Source organism: Nonomuraea sp. NPDC023979 (genome assembly GCF_040639085.1).
Taxonomy (GTDB): Bacteria; Actinomycetota; Actinomycetes; order Streptosporangiales; family Streptosporangiaceae; genus Nonomuraea; species Nonomuraea ceibae.
Genome location: NZ_JBEZZG010000026.1, coordinates 59,202 through 75,448, shown reverse-complemented (window position 1 = coordinate 75,448; position 16,247 = coordinate 59,202). Strand labels below are relative to the sequence as shown.

Sequence of the window (16,247 nt, the reverse complement as noted above, 5' to 3'; positions counted from 1 at the left end):
GGGCGAAGCGCATGGTGCGGGCGATCCGCGGGGCGATCCAGGTGGATGCCAACGACCGTGGCTCGATCATCGAGGCCACGACCGAGTTGGTCACCCAGATCATGGAGCGTAACGAGCTCACCACGGATGACGTGATCAGCGTGCTGTTCACGGCGACGCCCGACCTGACCGCGGAGTTCCCCGCGCTGGCGGCGCGCAAGCTGGGCTTCCACGAGGTGCCGCTGATCTGCACCACGGAGATCGACGTGCCGGGCGCGCTGCCGCGGGTGGTGCGGCTGATGGCGCACGTCGAGACCGACCGGCCGCGTTCGGCCGTCCAGCACGTCTACCTGCGGGGCGCGGTCGCGCTCCGGCAGGACATCGCTCAATAGGATCCCGGGACGACGACATGGCCACCGAACTGCGCACCGTGCTGGTTGTGGGCACCGGTCTCATCGGCACCTCGCTGGCGCTGGCGCTGCGGCGCAAGGACGTGCGGGTGCTGCTCGCCGACCGCGATCCGGGCGCCGTGCGGCTGGCCCGGGAGCTGGGCGCGGGCGAGGAGTGGCAGCCCGGGGGCCAGGATGACGGGCCGGCGGCGGATCTCGCGGTGATCGCGGTGCCGCCGGGCCAGGTGGCGACCGAGCTGCTGGAGCTGCAGAAGCGCGGCGTGGCCCGCTTCTACACCGACGTGGCCAGCGTCAAGGCGGAGCCGATCGAGCAGGCGGCGCGGCTGGGCTGCGACCTGGCGGCCTACGTGGCCTCGCACCCGCTGGCCGGGCGCGAGCGGTCGGGGCCGGGGGCGGCGCGCGCCGACCTGTTCCTGGGCCGCCCGTGGGCCTACTGTCCCACCGGCGAGGCGTCGGGCGAGGCGGTCGCGGCGGTGCTGCGGCTGATCGAGCTGTGCGGCGCCAACCCGGTCGAGGTGGACGCCGCCGACCATGACCGGGCGGTGGCGGTCGTCTCGCACGCGCCGCACGTGGCCGCCTCGGCGGTGGCCGCCCGGCTGGCCGACGCCTCCGACGTGGCGCTCGGGCTGGCGGGGCAGGGCGTGCGTGACGTGACGCGGATCGCGGGCGGCGATCCCGGGCTGTGGCTGGGCATCCTGTCGGGCAACGCGGCCCCGGTGGCCGAGGTGCTGGAGGCGGTCTCGCGTGACCTGGCCGACGCCGCGTCGGCGCTGCGCGCGCTGGCCGAGGGTGACGGCACGGCGGGCGGCGAGGTGACCCAGCTGCTCAAGCGCGGCGTGGCCGGTCACGGCCGCATCCCGGGCAAGCACGGCGGCCCGGCGCCGGCGTACGTGGTGGTCCAGGTCGTCATCGGCGACCGTCCGGGCCAGCTGGCCCGGCTCTTCCAGGTGTGCGACGAGGTCGGCGTCAACGTCGAGGACGTCCGCCTGGAGCACGCGCCCGGCCTGCCGCTGGGTGTGGCCGAGCTGTCGGTGCAGCCCGACTCGGCGGCCCGGCTGAGCCAGGCGCTGGTCGAGCGCGGCTGGCAGGTGCCCTAGATCGCCGAAGGGCCCCGGTGGACGTCCACCGGGACCCTCCGAAGCGCCGACGGGTCAGCGCTGGGTGACCGCCTGGCTCACGGCGTTGGGGCCGTCGTACTGGCGGTCGGGCATGGCTTCCAGCGCCTTCAGCGTGGCCTGGTCGGCCCCCTGGCGGCGGGCGGCGGCGATCAGGTCGGCCTTGGTGGCCGGGTAGTCGACGCCCTTGAGGTGCTTCTGGAGCTGGATCGGATTCGATGCAGTAGTCATGACTCTGTGTTACCCGACTGTCACGATTTGTAACCATTGTCCAGAAGGCGGCGGGCGCGTTCCACCTCGGGCGGCAGTTCCCGGCGCTGCGCCAGGGCCCGCCGCAGCCGGGGGAGCGCCGTACGCAGGCCGTGCCAGCCGCGCGGGCCGCGGCGTACGGCGTCGAGCGAGAGCAGCGCCACCACGCGCCAGGGGCGGCGCAGGACGGCGGTGAGGACGGCGTTGCGCACGGCCAGCGACTGGCGGCCGGCCGGGTCGCGGGGCGGCGCGGGGTGGTGGTGGGCCACCACGTCGTCGGCGTAGGCCAGCCCCCAGCCGCGCGCGGCCAGGTCCACCGCCAGGCGCTCCTCCTCGCCGAAGAAGAAGACGACGTCGTCGAACCCGCCCGCCTCCAGGAACGCCTCCCTGCGCACCACCGCCCCGCAGGCCAGGAAGCCCAGCACGCTCGGCCCCGGCAGGTCGGCGTCGACGCCGAGCGGGGAGTCGCGCATCAGCTCGCTGACCGGGTCGAGCCGTTCCTCGGGGCCCACCAGCACCCGCGCGCCGAGCAGGGCCAGCCGCGGATGGGCGTCGAACAGGTCGGCGGCCCGTTCCAGCGCGCCTCCGGCCCACCAGGAGTCGTCGTCGGCGAAGGCCACGTACGGCGTCTCGGCCAGCTTGACGCCGATGTTCCTGGCGGGCGCGCCGAGGTTGCGGCCGGCCTCGACCACGCGCACGTGCGGGAAGTGGCGCCGGACGAAGCCGGGAGTGCCGTCGGTGGAGCCGTTGTCGACGAGGATCACCGGCCCCGGATGGCGGGGGAGCGAGCGTTGCAGCGCGCGCAGCCGGTTCATCGTGGCCACGACGACCGTCACCCGGCTGGAGTTGTCCGTCACACGGCCTCACCTTTCCGGTGAGGACCGGCTTACTCGCGTTGACGCCGGGCGGCGGGTGCGATAGAAAGGCGGTAACAGTGTTACCGCGCAGAAACGGTGTTACCAGTGACCGTGTACCAGCAGGCCCAGCGCGAAGGCCAGGACGTCGTCCGGGCCGCCATCCTCGACACCGCGACCCACCTCCTGGTGACCGAGGGCCCCGCCGCGCTGACCGTGCGCCGGATCTCCGGCGAGGCGGGCTGCTCCACGAAAGTGATCTACACGCTCTTCGGCGGCAAGGACGGCCTGGCCGAGGCGCTCTGGCTGGAGGGATTCGCCCGGTTCGAGCAGCGGCTGCTCTCGGTTCCCGGCGACGGCCCTCTGGAGCGCCTGCAGGCCGGGATCACCGCCTACCGGGCGTACGCGCTGGACCAGCCCGACTACTACCGGGCCATGTTCATGGGCGCGCTGTCCCGGTTCGAGCCCGGCGCCGACGCGGCACACGCGGCGCGCCGGACCTTCGACCTGCTCGTGACCTGGGTCCAGCAGTGCCTCGACACCGGCCTGCTGCGCGGCCCCGCCGCCGTGGAGATCTCCGACGTGCTCTGGATGGCCATGCACGGCGCCGTGAGCCTGGAGATCTCCGGTTACTTCGAGCCGGAGGAGGCCGAGGCGCGCTACCGGCTCCTCTGCGCCTCGGTGCTCCACCCCTTCCTGACCCACGACGAGAGGACCACCTGATGGACACCCCGTACCGGGGCGGATTCACGCCCGCGACCGAGGAGATCACCGCCTACGACCTGCCGGTCACCGGCCGGATCCCGGCCGAGCTCAACGGCCGCTACCTGCGCAACGGGCCCAACCCGCTCGGCCTCGACGACCCCGGCGCCTCCCACCTGTTCCTCGGCGCGGGCATGGTGCACGGCGTGCGGCTGCGCGACGGCCGCGCCGAGTGGTACCGCAACCGGTGGGTCCGCAGCGTCGACGTCGCCGGGCGGCTCGGCGAACAGCCCAGGTCCGCGCTGTCGCACGCCGGCCTGGACTTCTCGCCCAACACCCACGTGATCGGCGTGGCCGGGCGCACGTACGCGACGATGGAGGCCGGCACGCTGCCGTACGAGCTGGACTACGAGCTCGAGACGCTCGGCCCGGTCGACTTCGACGGCGGCCTGCCCGGCGGTTACGCCGCCCACACCCACCTCGACCCGGTCACCGGCGAGCTGCACGCGGTGGCGTACTCCGTCAACTGGGACCACAACCAGCACATCGTGCTCGACGCCAAGGGCACGGTGATCCACACGCGCGACATCCAGCTCGCCGACAAGCCGATGATGCACGACTTCGCGCTCACCGCGCGCTACGTCGTCCTGTACGACCTGCCGGTGACGTTCAGCATGGCCCACGCCGAGCAGGGCGCGCCGATGCCGTACGCGTGGAACGACGACCACCCCTCCCGCGTCGGCCTGATGTCGCGCGCGACCGGCGAGATCCGCTGGGTGGAGATCGAGCCGTGCTGGGTCTTCCACACCCTCAACGCCTACGACGACGGCGACCAGGTCGTCGTCGACGTGGTCAGCTACCCCAAGCGGTTCGTCGACGCCCGCCTCGACCGCGGCGGCGAGCCGACGCTCGACCGGTGGCGGATCGACCCGGCGTCCGGCCGGGTGAGCCGGACCCGGCTGGACGAGCGGGCCCAGGAGTTCCCCCGCATGGACGAGCGGCGCACCGGCCTGCCCTACCGCTACGGCTACACCGCCGCCACCCACGACCTGACGGACGTCCTCTACCCCGGCGACGCCGAGATGGAGGACCTGCCCGACGAGGCGTTCGACAACACGCTCGTCAAGCACGACCTCAGGAGCGGCACCCAGGAGCGGCGGCAGTTCGGCCGCGGCGCGTACGTGGGCGAGCCGGTGTTCGTCGCCGCCGGCGAGGCCGAGGACGACGGGTACGTGCTCTCCTACGTCAACAACCCCGACCGGGGCGCCGCCGACCTGGTCATCCTCCCGGCGCAGGACTTCACCGGCGAACCCGTCGCCGTCGTCCACCTGCCCGCCCGGGTGCCGCTCGGCTTCCATGGGAGCTGGGTCGCCGACTGACGGGAGGCGGTAGCCTCTTCAGGTTGGGTAAAGAAGCTGAAGAGGGAGAGTCGTGACCGGTCTGGTCGTCGCCATGGACGGCCCTTCGGGGTCGGGCAAGTCGAGCGCGTCGCGCGGAGTCGCCCGCGCGCTGGGTCTGCGCTACCTGGACACCGGCGCCCAATACCGGGCCATGACCTGGTGGATGCTCAAGCAGGGCGTCGACCTCACCGACCCGGAGGCCGTCGCGGCGCGCTGCGGCGAGGCCGAGATCGTCTCCGGCACCGACCCCGACGCCCCGTCCATCCACGTCGGCGGCACGGACGTGTCCGGGCCGATCCGCGAGGACGAGGTGACCGGCGCGGTGTCCGCCGTGGCGGCGGTCCCCGAGGTGCGCGCCCGGCTGGTCGCGCTCCAGCGGGAGATCATCGGCGCCGGGGGCATCGTGGTCGAGGGCCGCGACATCGGCACCGTCGTCGCCCCCACCGCCCCCGTCAAGATCTTCCTGACGGCCAGCGCCGAGGCCCGCGCCCTGCGGCGCTCCGCGGAGCTGGCCGGCACCACGGCCGAGGCGCAGGTCGCGGCCATGGCCAGGCGTGACACCCTGGACTCGACACGCAAGACCGATCCACTCTCGATGGCGGCTGGCGCCGTCGAGCTCGACACCACCGCGCTGAACCTCGAGGAGGTCATCGCGGAGGTGCTGAGACTGGTCAAGGAGCGCACCTGAGGGTGCGGGACTCATAAAGGACGAACACTGTGTCAACGGGGGATTGGGTCGAGGCAGACCTCGACGATCTCGAAGTATCCGACGAGCAGGCCGACAGTGGCCCGCTCCCGGTCGTGGCCATCGTCGGCCGCCCCAACGTGGGCAAGTCGACGCTGGTCAACCGGGTCATCGGCCGCCGTGAGGCGGTCGTCGAAGACGTGCCGGGCGTGACCCGTGACCGCGTCACCTACGAGGCCAACTGGCGTGGCCGCCGCTTCACCGTCGTCGACACCGGCGGCTGGGACCCCGACGCCACCGGCATGAACCTGCGCATCGCCGAGCAGGCGCAGGTCGCCGTCGAGCTGGCCGACGTCATCGTGTTCGTGGTCGACGCGAGCGTGGGCGCCACCGACGCCGACGAGATCGTCGGCTCGGTGCTGCGGCAGTCCGGCAAACCGGTCATCCTGGCCGCCAACAAGGTCGACAACCAGCAGCTCGAGCTGGAGGCCGCGGCCCTGTGGTCGCTCGGCCTGGGCGAGCCCTACCCGGTCTCCGCCCTGCACGGCCGCTCCAGCGGTGACCTGCTCGACGTCGTGCTCGACGCGCTCCCCGAGACGCCCGCCGTCACGTTCGGCGAGCAGCGCGGCCCCTACCGGGTGGCGCTGCTCGGCAAGCCCAACGTCGGTAAGTCCTCGCTGCTCAACAAGCTCGCGGGCGAGGAGCGGGTGCTCGTCGACCCGATGGCCGGCACCACCCGCGACCCGGTCGACGAGCTGATCGAGCTCGGCGGGCGCACCTGGCGCTTCGTCGACACCGCCGGCATCCGGCGGCGCGACCGCGAGCTGCAGGGCGCCGACTTCTACGCCGCCATGCGCACCAGGGCGGCGCTGGAGCGCTCGGAGGTGGCGATCGTGCTCATCGACGCCAGCGAGCCGCTCACCGAGCAGGACCTGCGCATCATCACCCTGGTCATCGAGTCCGGCCGCGCCATGGTCGTCGCCTTCAACAAGTGGGACCTGGTCGACGAGGACCGCCGCTACTACCTGGAGAAGGAGATCGACCGCCAGCTCGTCCGCACCCCGTGGGCGCTGCGCGTCAACATCTCCGCCAAGACCGGCCGCCACATGGACCGGCTCGTCCCGGCCCTGGAGAAGGCGCTCGACTCCTGGTCCACCCGGGTGCCCACGTCCAGGCTGAACGCGTTCCTCACCGAGCTGATCCAGCAGACGCCGCCCCCCGTGCGCGGCGGCAAGCAGCCGAAGATCCTGTTCGCCACCCAGGCGTCCATCGAGCCGCCCAAGTTCGTGCTGTTCACCTCGGGCTGGCTGGAGGACACCTACCGCCGCTTCATCGAGCGGCGCATCCGCGAGGAGTTCGGCTTCGCCGGATCGCCCATCGAGGTCACTATGAAGATCCGCGAGAAGCGCCAGAAGAAGGACCGCTGATACGATGCGGGACAACGCGTAGACGGAGACGAGTAACCGGGGCCCGCGCGGGCCGAGAGAGCCGCCGGTCGCTGTGAAGGCGGCCCCGCGCCCCCGGTGAAGACACTCCCGAGTGCGAGGAGGAAATGCCTCGCCGGCCTGACCCCCGTCATCGGGTCCTGGAGGCCGCCCCTCGCGGGCGGTGAAAGTGCGGTGGCACCGGGAGCTCCCTTCTCCCCCGCACTCCCAAGGGGTCACGCATATCCGCAAGGAGTTGTGATGATCTCTCGTGTCCTGTCCGCCGAGCTCGCCGAGTTCGCCGGACGACGAGTGACGATCGCCGGCTGGGTCCATCGCCGCCGGCAACTGAAATCCGTGTCCTTCCTCATCGTCAGGGACCGCGCCGGGCTCGCCCAGGCGGTCTTCCACGACGCCGCCCTGCCCGGCGAGGAGAGCGTCGTCGAGGTCACCGGGACCGTGACGGCCAGCGAGCAGGCGCCCGGCGGCGTCGAACTCACCGAGGCCCAGGTGCGCGTGCTGACCGAGCCGGTCCAGGCGCCGCCGTTCGACCTCTACCGGCCGTCGATCCCCGCCGCGCTGCCGACGGTGCTCGACCACGCCCCCGCCGCGCTGCGCCACCCGGCGCTGCGCGCGCCCCTGGAGATCTCCGCCGCGTCCGTCGCCGGGTTCCGCGGCACGCTCGACCGGCTCGGCTTCACCGAGATCCACACGCCCAAGATCGTCGCCTCGGCCACCGAGTCCGGCGCGAACGTCTTCGGCATCGGCTACTTCGGCCGGCCCGCCTACCTCGCCCAGTCGCCCCAGTTCTACAAGCAGGCGATGGTCGGCGTGTTCGAGCGGGTCTACGAGGTGGGGCCGGTGTTCCGCGCCGAACCGCACGACACCGTCCGCCACCTCGCCCAGTACACCAGCCTGGACGCCGAGCTCGGCTTCGTGCGCGACCACCGCGAGGTGATGGCGGTCCTGCGCGAAGCCCTGGCGGGCATGCTCGACTCCGTACAGGACCGCGCCCCCGCCGCCGTCGCCACGCTCGGCGCCCGGCTGCCCGACGTGCCCCAGGAGATCCCCGCCATCCACTTCACCGAGGCGCAGCGCATGACCGGCGAGGACGAACCCGACCTGTCACCCGCCCAGGAACGGTGGCTGTCGGAATGGGCGCTCGCCGAGCACGGGTCCGAATTCCTGTACGTGACCGGCTACCCGATGGCCAAACGGCCCTTCTACACCCATCCCGACCCTGACCGGCCCGGCTACTCCAACGGCTTCGACCTGCTCTTCAGAGGGCTGGAACTGGTGACCGGAGGACAGCGGCTGCACCGGCACCAGGACTACCTGGACGCCCTCGCCGCCCGGGGCGAGGACACCGCCCCGTACGAGGGCTACCTCCAGGCGTTCGCGTACGGGATGCCGCCGCACGGCGGGTTCGCGATCGGGCTGGAACGCTGGACCGCCCGGCTCACCGGCGCCGCCAACATCCGGCAGGTCACCGCGTTCCCGCGCGACCTGCACCGCCTCACGCCGTGACTCCGGGGTGACTCCGCGGTGGCCCGCCCCTGCTGGGGGCGGGTCACCCCTTCCTGGGCATGAGCAGCGCCGCCGCCGCGCCCGCCAGGCAGATGAACGCCGTCACCAGGAACATCTCCGTGTACTCGACATGCAGCGCCGCCTCCACCCGCGCCGTGTACGCCTCCAGCCGCTCGGCGTAGACCGCCGCGTCGACGCCGAACGGCAGCGGCGTGTCCAGATGCGCCGTGAGCGACTGGAACCGGTAGAAACCCCACGCGGACACGGCGGCGATGCCGATGAGCATGCCCATCATCCGCGCCACCACGACCGCCGACGAGGCCACCCCGTGCTGGCGCGGCGGCGTCAGCCGCAGCACCGCCGCCGACACCGGCGCGATCACCAGGCCCACTCCCAGCCCCGCCACCACCAGCGTGCCGTCCACCATCGCCCGCGCCTCCGCCAGCTCCAGCGGCCACCGGCTCATCAGCGCATAACCGGCCGCCGCCACCAGCAGCCCGCCCACGGTCACCAGCCGATCGCCCAACCGGCGCGCCAGCAGCCCGCCCAGCAGTGCGCCCACCGGCAGCGCGATCAGGAACCGGCCCAGCACCAGCGCCCCGTCCAGCGCGTCCAGCCCCAGCAGCGTCTGCGCCGTGAACTGCACGAACACCATCGTCACCAGGAGCGCCGCGCCCGTCAGGAAGCTCACCGCCAGCGTCGCCAGCAGCGGGCCCTTGCGCACCCGCGACAGATCCAGCAGGCGCACCGGGGAGCGGATCTCCCACCACACGAACGCCGCCCCCGCCACCAGGCCCGCCCCGATCACCGGCAGGCCCCACGGCGGCAGGACGGCATGGGCGGGATCCGGGTTGTACAGACCCACCACGAGCAACGCCAGCGCCAACGCCAGCAACCCGCCCCCGACCAGATCCACCGCCTCCGCCTGAGAACCCTTGCTCCCGGCCTGCTCGATGGAGCCCCGCCCCTCCAGGGCACGGGTGCCCTCGGCGGGGATGGGCACGTCGGAAGGGTGGGCGCCCTCTGCGGCGGCGTGCCCTCCCGATGGGACGGCTTGTGCGGGCTCGGGGAGCCCCTCCGTGGGGGTGAGGGTGGGGGCTTCGGGGGAGGGGGGTGGGGGTTTGGTGGGGGAGGGGAGGGCGTGGTGGACGGCCAGGGCGGCGGCGAGGGTGAGGGGGACGTTGATCCAGAAGATGGCGTGCCATCCGCCCACTTCGACGCCCAGCAGCGAGGCGGCGGGGACGCCGGCGAGGAGGCCGCCGTACACGGGCCCGAGGGCGCTGCCGAGCTCCTGGGCGGCCCCGACGGCGCCGAGGGCCAGGGGGCGCTCCCGCTCGCCCCACAGGTCGCCGATGAGCGCCATCGTGATCGGCAGCAGCGCGCCCCCGGCGACGCCCTGGACGGTGCGGCCGGCCACCACCATCACCTCACCGGACGCCAGCGCCGTCAGCACGGAGCCGGCCGCGAAGGCCGCCAGGCAGGCGTGGATGAGCGGCCGCCGCCCGAACCGGTCGGACAGCCGCCCCAGCAGCGGCATCGCCGCCACGTACCCGAGCAGGAACCCGGTGACCACGGGCGTGACCCGTTCGAGCCGGTTGAGCGGGATGCCGATGTCGGTGGCGATGTCGATGAGGACGGTCACGACCACGTACGCGTCGAGGGCGGCGAGCAGCACCACCGCCCCGCCCACGCCGAGGACGACCCGGCGGGCGCTCCTCATCCCGCGGACGACGCTGGCGAAGACGACGCCGGCGAAGACGGCGCCGACGACGACGATGACGACGGCGGGGGCGTGATCGTCACCGGCGCGTCGTAGTCGGCGAACGAGACCGTCACCGTGCCCTCGCGCAGTTGCAGCAGCACCTTGGTGAGCCTGCTGCTGGCCCGGTCGACCCAGACGGTGCCGTTGACGCCCTCGGTGACGCCGGGCACCAGCGTGCTCAGCGCCTGCCCGGTGAAGGCGACGTCGACCCGGTAGGCGCCGTCCTCCTCGGCCCGGACGAGCGGGTCGGCGGCGGTGGCGAGCAGCCCCGGGATGCCCTTGGCGGGGTCGAGGATGAGCGACGGGTCGTAGAGCTGGGCGAGCTGTTGCCGGGTCATCTCCTGGTAGCCGCCGGTCGGCCCCTTGAAGTGGACCTTGTCGCCGATGAGCATGAACGACACCTCCTGGAGGTTGCCGAACACCTCCAGCGTGATGGTCCCGTCGGCGTCGCCCTCGGCGGTGAGCCGCCCGTCGGCCTTCTTGACGGGCACGTTCGGCTTGCCCTCGGTGGCGATGGAGAACGCGGCGGATTTGACCGTCTTCATCGCCTCGGCGGCCTGGCGCATCAGGTCGGGCCCGGCGGGCAGCGCCGCGCCCTCGCCTGCGGAGGAGCAGGCCGCCAGGGCCACGACGGCCAGGGCCACCACGAGCAGCTTTCTCAACATGAGCGGATCGTAGCGAGCGGGACGGACACCCGGGCGGCCCCTGCGGTATCGACTGCGTGTCAGCGCAGTTTCTTCAGATGCTCCACGATGGGCCCGTAGGCGGCCTCCAGCTCCTTGAGCTGGTCGTCGGTGAGCCGGTCGACGAAGTGCTCGCGCACCCCGGCCACGTGGTCGGGCGCCACCCGCTGGATCGTCTCCCAGCCCTCGTCGGTCAGCACGGCGAACGTGCCCCGCCGGTCGTCGCGGCAGTCTTCGCGGGTGACCAGGCCCTTGGCCTCCATCCGGGAGATCTGGTGGGAGAGCCGGCTGCGGGACTGGATGGTCGCGTCGGCCAGGTCGCTCATCCGCATGCGCCGCGCGGGGCTCTCGGACAGGTTGACCAGGATCTCGTAGTCGTTGAGTGACAGGGCGTGTTCCTGAAGCTCCCGGTCCAGGCGGTGCATGAGCAGCTTGTGCAGGGCCAGGTGGGTTCGCCAGGCACGCTGCTCAGCGGGGGAAAGCCAGCGAGGCGCGCTCATGATCTCCAATCTAGCGCACGTAGAGTGACGAAGGTGGGGGAGAAGTCGGGAGAGAGCCTGGGCACCGTGCTGGTGGCCGGGGCGGCGAACCTCGCCATCGCGGTGGCCAAGCTGCTGGCGGGGATCGTCAGCGGGTCGGCGGCGATGCTGTCGGAGGCGGCGCACTCGGCGGCCGACACGGTGACGGAGGTGCTGCTGCTGGTCGCGGTCCGGCGTTCGGGCAAGCCGGCCGACCGGCGCCATCCGTTCGGATACGGCAAGGCGGGGTTCTTCTGGGCGATGATGGCGGCGTTCGCGACGCTGGCGGGCGGCGCCGGGTTCTCGATCACCCACGGCGTGCACGAGATCGTCCGCGGGGAGGAGCTGTCGGCGCTCACCCCGGCGTACGTGGTGCTGGCGGTCTCGTTCGTCATCGAGGGGGTGTCGTTCCTCAAGGCGTACGGGCAGCTGCGCGGCGAGGCGGGCCGGTGGCGGGTCAGCCCGCTGCGGCTGGCCAGGAAGACGTCCGACACGGCGCTCAAGGCGGTGCTGCTGGAGGACGGGGCGGCGCTGGCCGGGCTGGTCATCGCGGCGCTGGGGCTGCTCGGCTCGCAGCTCACCGGGTCGTCGCTGTGGGACGGCCTGGCGTCGGTCCTCATCGGCGTGCTGCTGCTGGTGGTCGCGCTCACGCTCATCCAGGCGAACCTGTCGCTGCTCATCGGCCAGGCGGCGCCGCGCCCGATCGAGACGGGGGTGCGCGCGGTGCTCCTCGTCCAGCCGGAGGTGGAGGACGTGGTGGAGCTGCTCACCATGGTCATCGGGCCGGGCCGGTTCCTGGTCGCGGCGAAGATCGACTTTCGGGACGAGGTGCGCGCCGGAGGTGTGGAGCGCGCCTGTGAGGAGGTGGACCGCAGGCTGCGCGAGCGCTTCCCCGGCATCGACCAGGTGTTCCTCGACCCCACCCCGCCCCGCCGCCGCTAGTCGAACGCCATGACGATCGCCACGCCGACGACGTGCATGACGACCACGGCGACGAGCAGCGACACGAACACGAACTTGGCCGGCCCGTGCTCGAACGTCCGGCCCTCTTCGAGGGGGCGCCGCTGGGCCATCCGGTCCGCGATGCGCTCCTCCAGGGGCTTCTTGTAGAACATGCGCCCACATTATCCGGACATCGGCAGGCGGGTGGCGGGCGAGTCGGTGATCACGGCCACCAGGACGTCCGGCTCCGCGCGCCATTCCAGCAGGTGGCGGCCCGTCCAGTCCGGTTCGGCCGTGGCCATCTCGGCGAGGGTCAGCTCGCCCCGCTTGATCAGCGCCTCCTTGCGCACCCAGTGGCGGATCAGGTCCTCGTTGCCGCGCGCCCCGGCCAGCTCGGCGGGGGTGAGCGCGATCGGGGCCAGCGTGCGGTCGAGCGGGCCTGGCGGCACCCGCTCGGCGTCCACGCCGACGCGGCCGGGGCCGGCCGCCGCGCACACGTAGCCGCGCGTGTGGCTGAGGCTCACGCCCAGTTCGGGGGCTTCGACCAGGTACGGCCTGCCGTGCCCCGGCCCGTGCACGTCGCAGTGCTGCGCCAGCGTCAGCTCGCCGGGATCGGCGCCCAGCACCCGGCCGGCGCAGAGCCGTACCAGCAGGTGGGCGGCGACGAACGCGATCCGGTCGGGGGCGAAGCGGAAGCGCGCGGCGCGATCGCGCTCGACGTCCGTCAGCCACTCCAGGGGTGCGCGCACCTCGTCGGGCGGGCAGCCCATCGCCGCCGCCAGGGCCGTCGCAGGAGTGATCGTCACTGGGTGGATCGTACCTCCCGCGCAGGGAATTTGAGGGGGATTTCACCGCCCGCCAACCCCTCCAAATACGGATAAATCCTAGGATTAAGTGATATTTCGGGATAAGTCGCGCACTGGGGGTGGCGGCATGGTCCAGCTCATCAAGCCGGAGCTCGACAGGCTCCGCGACCGCTGCGCCGGGCGGGTCGTCACCCGCCACGACACCGAGTACGACGTGCTGCGCTCGATCTGGAACGGCGCCGTCGACCGCCGCCCCGCCGTGATCGTCCGGTGCAGCGGCCCCGAGGACGTCTCGGCGGGCGTGCGCTTCGCCCGCGAGGAAGGGCTGGAGATCTCCGTACGCGGCGGCGGCCACGGCTTCGGCGGCTCGGCCGTCACCGACGGCGGCCTCATGCTCGACCTCAGCCCGCTGCGCCTCGTCGACGTCGACCCCGCCACCCGCAGCGCGGTCTGCTGCGGCGGCGCCACCTGGGCCGACGTCGACGCCGCCACCCAGGCCCACGGGCTGGCCACGCCGGGCGGCACGATCAGCCACACCGGCATCGGCGGCCTGACGCTCGGCGGCGGGTTCGGCTGGCTGACCCACAGGCACGGCCTGACGATCGACAACCTCGAGGCGGCCGACCTGGTGCTGGCCGGGGGCGAGCAGGTGCACGCCTCCGCCCGGGACCACCCGGACCTGTTCTGGGCCCTCCGGGGCGGCGGCGGCAACTTCGGCGTCGTCACCGCGTTCACCTACCGGCTGCACCCCGTCGGCCCGGCCGTGCACGTCGCCGTGCTGTTCTGGGAGGCCGAACGCGGCAGGCAGGCCGCCGAGGTCATCGACGCCGCCGCCACGGGCCTGCCGGACGACGCCGCCGTGCTGATCGGCTTCGGGATGAGCGCCCCGCCCGCCCCGTTCGTGCCCGAGGAGCACCGGCTGCGCCCCGGCCACGCGCTGATCGTCGCGGGGTTCTCCACGGCCGAGCGGCACGAGGCGGTGCTGGCCTCCATCCGGCGGGAGCTGGAGCCGCTGTTCGAGTTCGTCGCGCCGATGCCGTACACGCAACTGCAGTCGCTGCTCGACGAGAGCGCGCCGTGGGGCATCTCCGCCTACGAGAAGGCGCTCGACCTGCCCGGCCTCACGCCCGAGGCGATGACGGCGATCTGCGAGCAGGCGGCGGGCAAGTCCTCGCCGCTGTCGTTCCTGCCGACCTTCCGGCTCGACGGCGCCTTCGCCGCCAGGGACGACGACGCCACCGCGTTCAGCGGCAGCCGCGCGCCGCACTACACGATGTCCATCGCCGCGATCACGCCCTCGGCGGACGAGCTGCCCGCCGAGCGGGAGTGGGCGCGCTCCGCCTGGGAGGCGCTGCTCCCGTACGCCGGGGGCACGGGCTCGTACGTGAACTTCATCGCCGACCGGGACGAGGAGCGGGTGCGCGCCTCGTACGGGGCGAAGTACGACCGGCTGGCGGCCGTCAAGGCCGCCTACGATCCCGACAACGTCTTCCACCTGAACGCCAACGTCAGGCCCCGGCCGGGGCGGGAGGAACCGCCCCGGCCGTGACCGTCATCGGGTGAGGCGGTAGCCGGGCAGCCCGGGGATCGGGCCGGTCGGCGGCCGGTGACGCAGGGCGGACATTTCGGCCGGCGGCACGGCCTGGCACCGCAGGCCCCGCTCCGGCGGGTCGACGGAGACCAGGTAGGCGTCGATCGCCCGCGTCGGGCAGTCGCCGCGGCCGTAGATGCCGTGACCCCAGCCCTCGTAGGTGATCAGCCGGGCCTCACGGCCGATCTGCCGCGCCGCGCTCACCGCCCACGGGTAGCCCGTGGCCGGATCGTGCAGGGCGTTGCCCAGCAGCAGCGGGGGTGTGCCGTCGACGCGCAGCCGATGCTGCGGGTTGGGGATCGGCGCCTCGGTGCCCAGGCACGCCGCGGTGATCGGATGCGCCGCCGCGCTGACCAGCATGTCCGGCGCGATGCGCGCGGACCTGCGCAGGTGCTGCTCGTAGGCGCGGTAGTCGCGGATGGGCAGCAGGTAGTCCTGGCAGAAGACGCGCGTCGGATCGTTGATCGCCTGCTCGGCGGACGAGGCCGACGAGGCGGTGGAGGGCGGGGTCAGGATCGGGCGGGCGGTCGCCGCGCCGCTCTCCAGCGCCACCAGGAACTCGGCCAGCTCCTTGAACGCCGGGCCGTAGAACGCGCCGAACGCCTGCCCGATCAGGTCGAGCTTGCCCAGCTTGATCTCCGGGGAGCCCGGCAGGCTCAGCTCGCCGCGCTCCGCCCGCGCCAGCAGGTCCGCCCAGACGGTCCGCACGTCCCTGCCGTGCAGCGCGCACGTCCGGGTGCGCTCGCACCAGGCGACGAACTCGTCGAAGGAGTCCTGCGCGGTCCACGACTCGGTGTCGAGGAACGCCCGCGTGCCCAGGCTGTGGTCCATGTTGCTGTCGAGCGCCAGCGCGCGGATCCGGTGCGGGAACCGCTCGGCGTAGAGCTGGCCGATGAGCGTGCCGTAGGAGATGCCGTAGTAGGTGAGCTTGTCGTCGCCGAGCGCGGCGCGCAGGGCGTCGAGGTCGCGCACCACGCTGCCGGTGTCGACGTGGTCGAACAGCGGCCCGGTGCGGGCCCGGCAGTCGTCACGGTAGCGCCGGTTGTGCGCCAGCAGCGCGTCGAACCCGGCCTGGTCCCTGATCGACAGCGGGTCGGGCGCCTGGAGGGCCAGCTCCAGCGAGCACAGGACCGGATGGCTGCGCGCCACGCCGCGGGGGTCGAAGCCCACCACGTCGAAGCGGCTGGTGATCTCCGGGGTGAAGCCGAGGTAGCCGCCCACCACGGCGTCCACGCCGGAGCCGCCGGGGCCGCCCGGGTTGATGACGAGCGAGCCGATCCGGGCCGCCGGATCGCTCGCCTTGCGCCGGGCCAGCGCGAGCTCGAACGTCTCGCCGCGCGGCTTGCGCCAGTCGACGGGCACGGTCAGCGTGCCGCACTCGGCCGACGGGTCCTCGGCGCACGGAGTCCAGGAGATCGCGCCCGCGCCCGCGCTCGCCGTGGCCGGCGTCAGGGGCGCGAGCAGGGTGAGGACGAGAGCGGGGAGGAGCGAGAGGATCAGGACAGGTCTTCGCACTGCGCGTCCAATCGTCGGGGATCCGATCATCGACCGGATCTTCCGACAAGACCATCCGACTGGAGGACGAAACGGATGTCATCCT

Annotated in this window: 17 protein-coding genes; 9 read left to right on the top strand and 8 right to left on the bottom strand. The window is 72.9% G+C overall.

Annotated elements, in window-relative coordinates; genetic code table 11:
• The first annotated feature begins 11 nt into the window (after positions 1–11).
• Entirely contained in the window at positions 12–371 is a 360-nt protein-coding gene (gene aroH / locus AB0G11_RS34595; RefSeq protein WP_219502624.1) for a chorismate mutase, read from the top strand.
• Between the two features lie 17 nt (positions 372–388).
• Complete coding sequence (locus AB0G11_RS34590; RefSeq protein WP_357590922.1) at positions 389–1,486, top strand: prephenate dehydrogenase; 1,098 nt, start codon at positions 389–391, stop codon at positions 1,484–1,486.
• Positions 1,487–1,540: 54 nt separating this feature from the next.
• Here the strand turns inward: AB0G11_RS34590 and AB0G11_RS34585 are convergent, their stop codons facing one another.
• Both AB0G11_RS34585 and AB0G11_RS34580 read right to left on the bottom strand, forming a co-directional pair.
• Complete coding sequence (locus tag AB0G11_RS34585) at positions 1,541–1,735, bottom strand: DUF2795 domain-containing protein (RefSeq protein ID WP_219502631.1); 195 nt, start codon at positions 1,733–1,735, stop codon at positions 1,541–1,543.
• A gap of 20 nt (positions 1,736–1,755) precedes the next feature.
• On the bottom strand, positions 1,756–2,610 hold the full coding sequence (locus AB0G11_RS34580; protein ID WP_219502634.1) for a glycosyltransferase: 855 nt from the start codon (positions 2,608–2,610) through the stop codon (positions 1,756–1,758).
• Positions 2,611–2,715: 105 nt separating this feature from the next.
• Between AB0G11_RS34580 and AB0G11_RS34575 the strand changes: the two genes are divergently transcribed.
• The 5 genes from AB0G11_RS34575 (at position 2,716) to aspS (ending at position 8,345) form a co-directional block, all read left to right on the top strand.
• Positions 2,716–3,330 (top strand): TetR/AcrR family transcriptional regulator, encoded by a 615-nt coding sequence (locus AB0G11_RS34575; protein WP_219502637.1) that lies wholly within the window; start codon positions 2,716–2,718, stop codon positions 3,328–3,330.
• A complete protein-coding gene (locus AB0G11_RS34570) occupies positions 3,330–4,688 on the top strand; it encodes a carotenoid oxygenase family protein (RefSeq protein WP_219502641.1) in 1,359 nt (452 codons plus the stop codon). The genes AB0G11_RS34575 and AB0G11_RS34570 overlap by 1 nt, the downstream gene beginning before the upstream one ends.
• A 52-nt stretch (positions 4,689–4,740) precedes the next feature.
• Positions 4,741–5,397: a (d)CMP kinase gene (gene cmk / locus AB0G11_RS34565; protein ID WP_308125679.1), complete on the top strand. Its 657-nt coding sequence runs from the start codon at positions 4,741–4,743 to the stop codon at positions 5,395–5,397.
• Positions 5,398–5,426: 29 nt separating this feature from the next.
• On the top strand, positions 5,427–6,821 hold the full coding sequence (der, locus tag AB0G11_RS34560) for a ribosome biogenesis GTPase Der (RefSeq protein ID WP_219502646.1): 1,395 nt from the start codon (positions 5,427–5,429) through the stop codon (positions 6,819–6,821).
• 258 nt (positions 6,822–7,079) lie between these two features.
• Positions 7,080–8,345 carry an aspartate--tRNA(Asn) ligase gene (gene aspS / locus AB0G11_RS34555; protein ID WP_357590920.1) on the top strand — a complete coding sequence of 422 codons (1,266 nt, stop codon included), beginning with the start codon at positions 7,080–7,082 and terminating at the stop codon, positions 8,343–8,345.
• A gap of 43 nt (positions 8,346–8,388) precedes the next feature.
• Here aspS and AB0G11_RS34550 read toward each other — a convergent pair whose 3' ends face one another.
• From AB0G11_RS34550 to AB0G11_RS34540, 3 genes are read right to left on the bottom strand one after another with little or no spacing between them, the layout of a single operon-like run.
• Entirely contained in the window at positions 8,389–10,065 is a 1,677-nt protein-coding gene (locus AB0G11_RS34550) for an MFS transporter (RefSeq protein WP_357590918.1), read from the bottom strand.
• Entirely contained in the window at positions 10,062–10,772 is a 711-nt protein-coding gene (locus tag AB0G11_RS34545; protein ID WP_357590917.1) for an LppX_LprAFG lipoprotein, read from the bottom strand. The genes AB0G11_RS34550 and AB0G11_RS34545 overlap by 4 nt, the downstream gene beginning before the upstream one ends.
• A 59-nt stretch (positions 10,773–10,831) precedes the next feature.
• Entirely contained in the window at positions 10,832–11,290 is a 459-nt protein-coding gene (locus AB0G11_RS34540; RefSeq protein WP_219513405.1) for a MarR family transcriptional regulator, read from the bottom strand.
• Positions 11,291–11,323: 33 nt separating this feature from the next.
• Between AB0G11_RS34540 and AB0G11_RS34535 the strand changes: the two genes are divergently transcribed.
• Positions 11,324–12,250: a cation diffusion facilitator family transporter gene (locus AB0G11_RS34535; protein WP_308126099.1), complete on the top strand. Its 927-nt coding sequence runs from the start codon at positions 11,324–11,326 to the stop codon at positions 12,248–12,250.
• On the opposite strand, the gene AB0G11_RS34530 is transcribed toward AB0G11_RS34535, so the two are convergent.
• Together AB0G11_RS34530 and AB0G11_RS34525 are read right to left on the bottom strand one after the other, a co-directional pair.
• Positions 12,247–12,423, bottom strand: coding sequence for a hypothetical protein (locus AB0G11_RS34530; RefSeq protein WP_357590915.1), 177 nt, complete (start codon positions 12,421–12,423; stop codon positions 12,247–12,249). The genes AB0G11_RS34535 and AB0G11_RS34530 overlap by 4 nt on opposite strands.
• A 9-nt stretch (positions 12,424–12,432) precedes the next feature.
• Positions 12,433–13,056, bottom strand: a complete 624-nt coding sequence (locus AB0G11_RS34525) for a phosphopantetheinyl transferase-like protein (protein WP_308126098.1) — start codon at positions 13,054–13,056, stop codon at positions 12,433–12,435.
• A gap of 127 nt (positions 13,057–13,183) precedes the next feature.
• On the opposite strand from AB0G11_RS34525, the gene AB0G11_RS34520 reads away from it, so the two are divergent.
• Positions 13,184–14,605, top strand: a complete 1,422-nt coding sequence (locus tag AB0G11_RS34520; protein WP_219513370.1) for an FAD-binding oxidoreductase — start codon at positions 13,184–13,186, stop codon at positions 14,603–14,605.
• Positions 14,606–14,608: 3 nt separating this feature from the next.
• On the opposite strand, the gene AB0G11_RS34515 is transcribed toward AB0G11_RS34520, so the two are convergent.
• A complete protein-coding gene (locus AB0G11_RS34515) occupies positions 14,609–16,162 on the bottom strand; it encodes an alpha/beta fold hydrolase (RefSeq protein WP_357590913.1) in 1,554 nt (517 codons plus the stop codon).
• Between the last annotated feature and the right edge of the window lie 85 nt (positions 16,163–16,247).

Bases quoted from the DNA above. Each gene is read 5' to 3' on its own strand.
- aroH (WP_219502624.1), top strand. From the start codon at position 12: ATGGTGCGGGCGATCCGCGGGGCGATCCAGGTGGATGCCAACGACCGT.
- AB0G11_RS34590 (WP_357590922.1), top strand. From the start codon at position 389: ATGGCCACCGAACTGCGCACCGTGCTGGTTGTGGGCACCGGTCTCATC.
- AB0G11_RS34585 (WP_219502631.1), bottom strand. From the start codon at position 1,735: ATGACTACTGCATCGAATCCGATCCAGCTCCAGAAGCACCTCAAGGGC.
- AB0G11_RS34570 (WP_219502641.1), top strand. From the start codon at position 3,330: ATGGACACCCCGTACCGGGGCGGATTCACGCCCGCGACCGAGGAGATC.
- aspS (WP_357590920.1), top strand. From the start codon at position 7,080: ATGATCTCTCGTGTCCTGTCCGCCGAGCTCGCCGAGTTCGCCGGACGA.
- AB0G11_RS34550 (WP_357590918.1), bottom strand. From the start codon at position 10,065: ATGAGGAGCGCCCGCCGGGTCGTCCTCGGCGTGGGCGGGGCGGTGGTG.
- AB0G11_RS34545 (WP_357590917.1), bottom strand. From the start codon at position 10,772: ATGTTGAGAAAGCTGCTCGTGGTGGCCCTGGCCGTCGTGGCCCTGGCG.
- AB0G11_RS34540 (WP_219513405.1), bottom strand. From the start codon at position 11,290: ATGAGCGCGCCTCGCTGGCTTTCCCCCGCTGAGCAGCGTGCCTGGCGA.
- AB0G11_RS34530 (WP_357590915.1), bottom strand. From the start codon at position 12,423: ATGTTCTACAAGAAGCCCCTGGAGGAGCGCATCGCGGACCGGATGGCC.
- AB0G11_RS34520 (WP_219513370.1), top strand. From the start codon at position 13,184: ATGGTCCAGCTCATCAAGCCGGAGCTCGACAGGCTCCGCGACCGCTGC.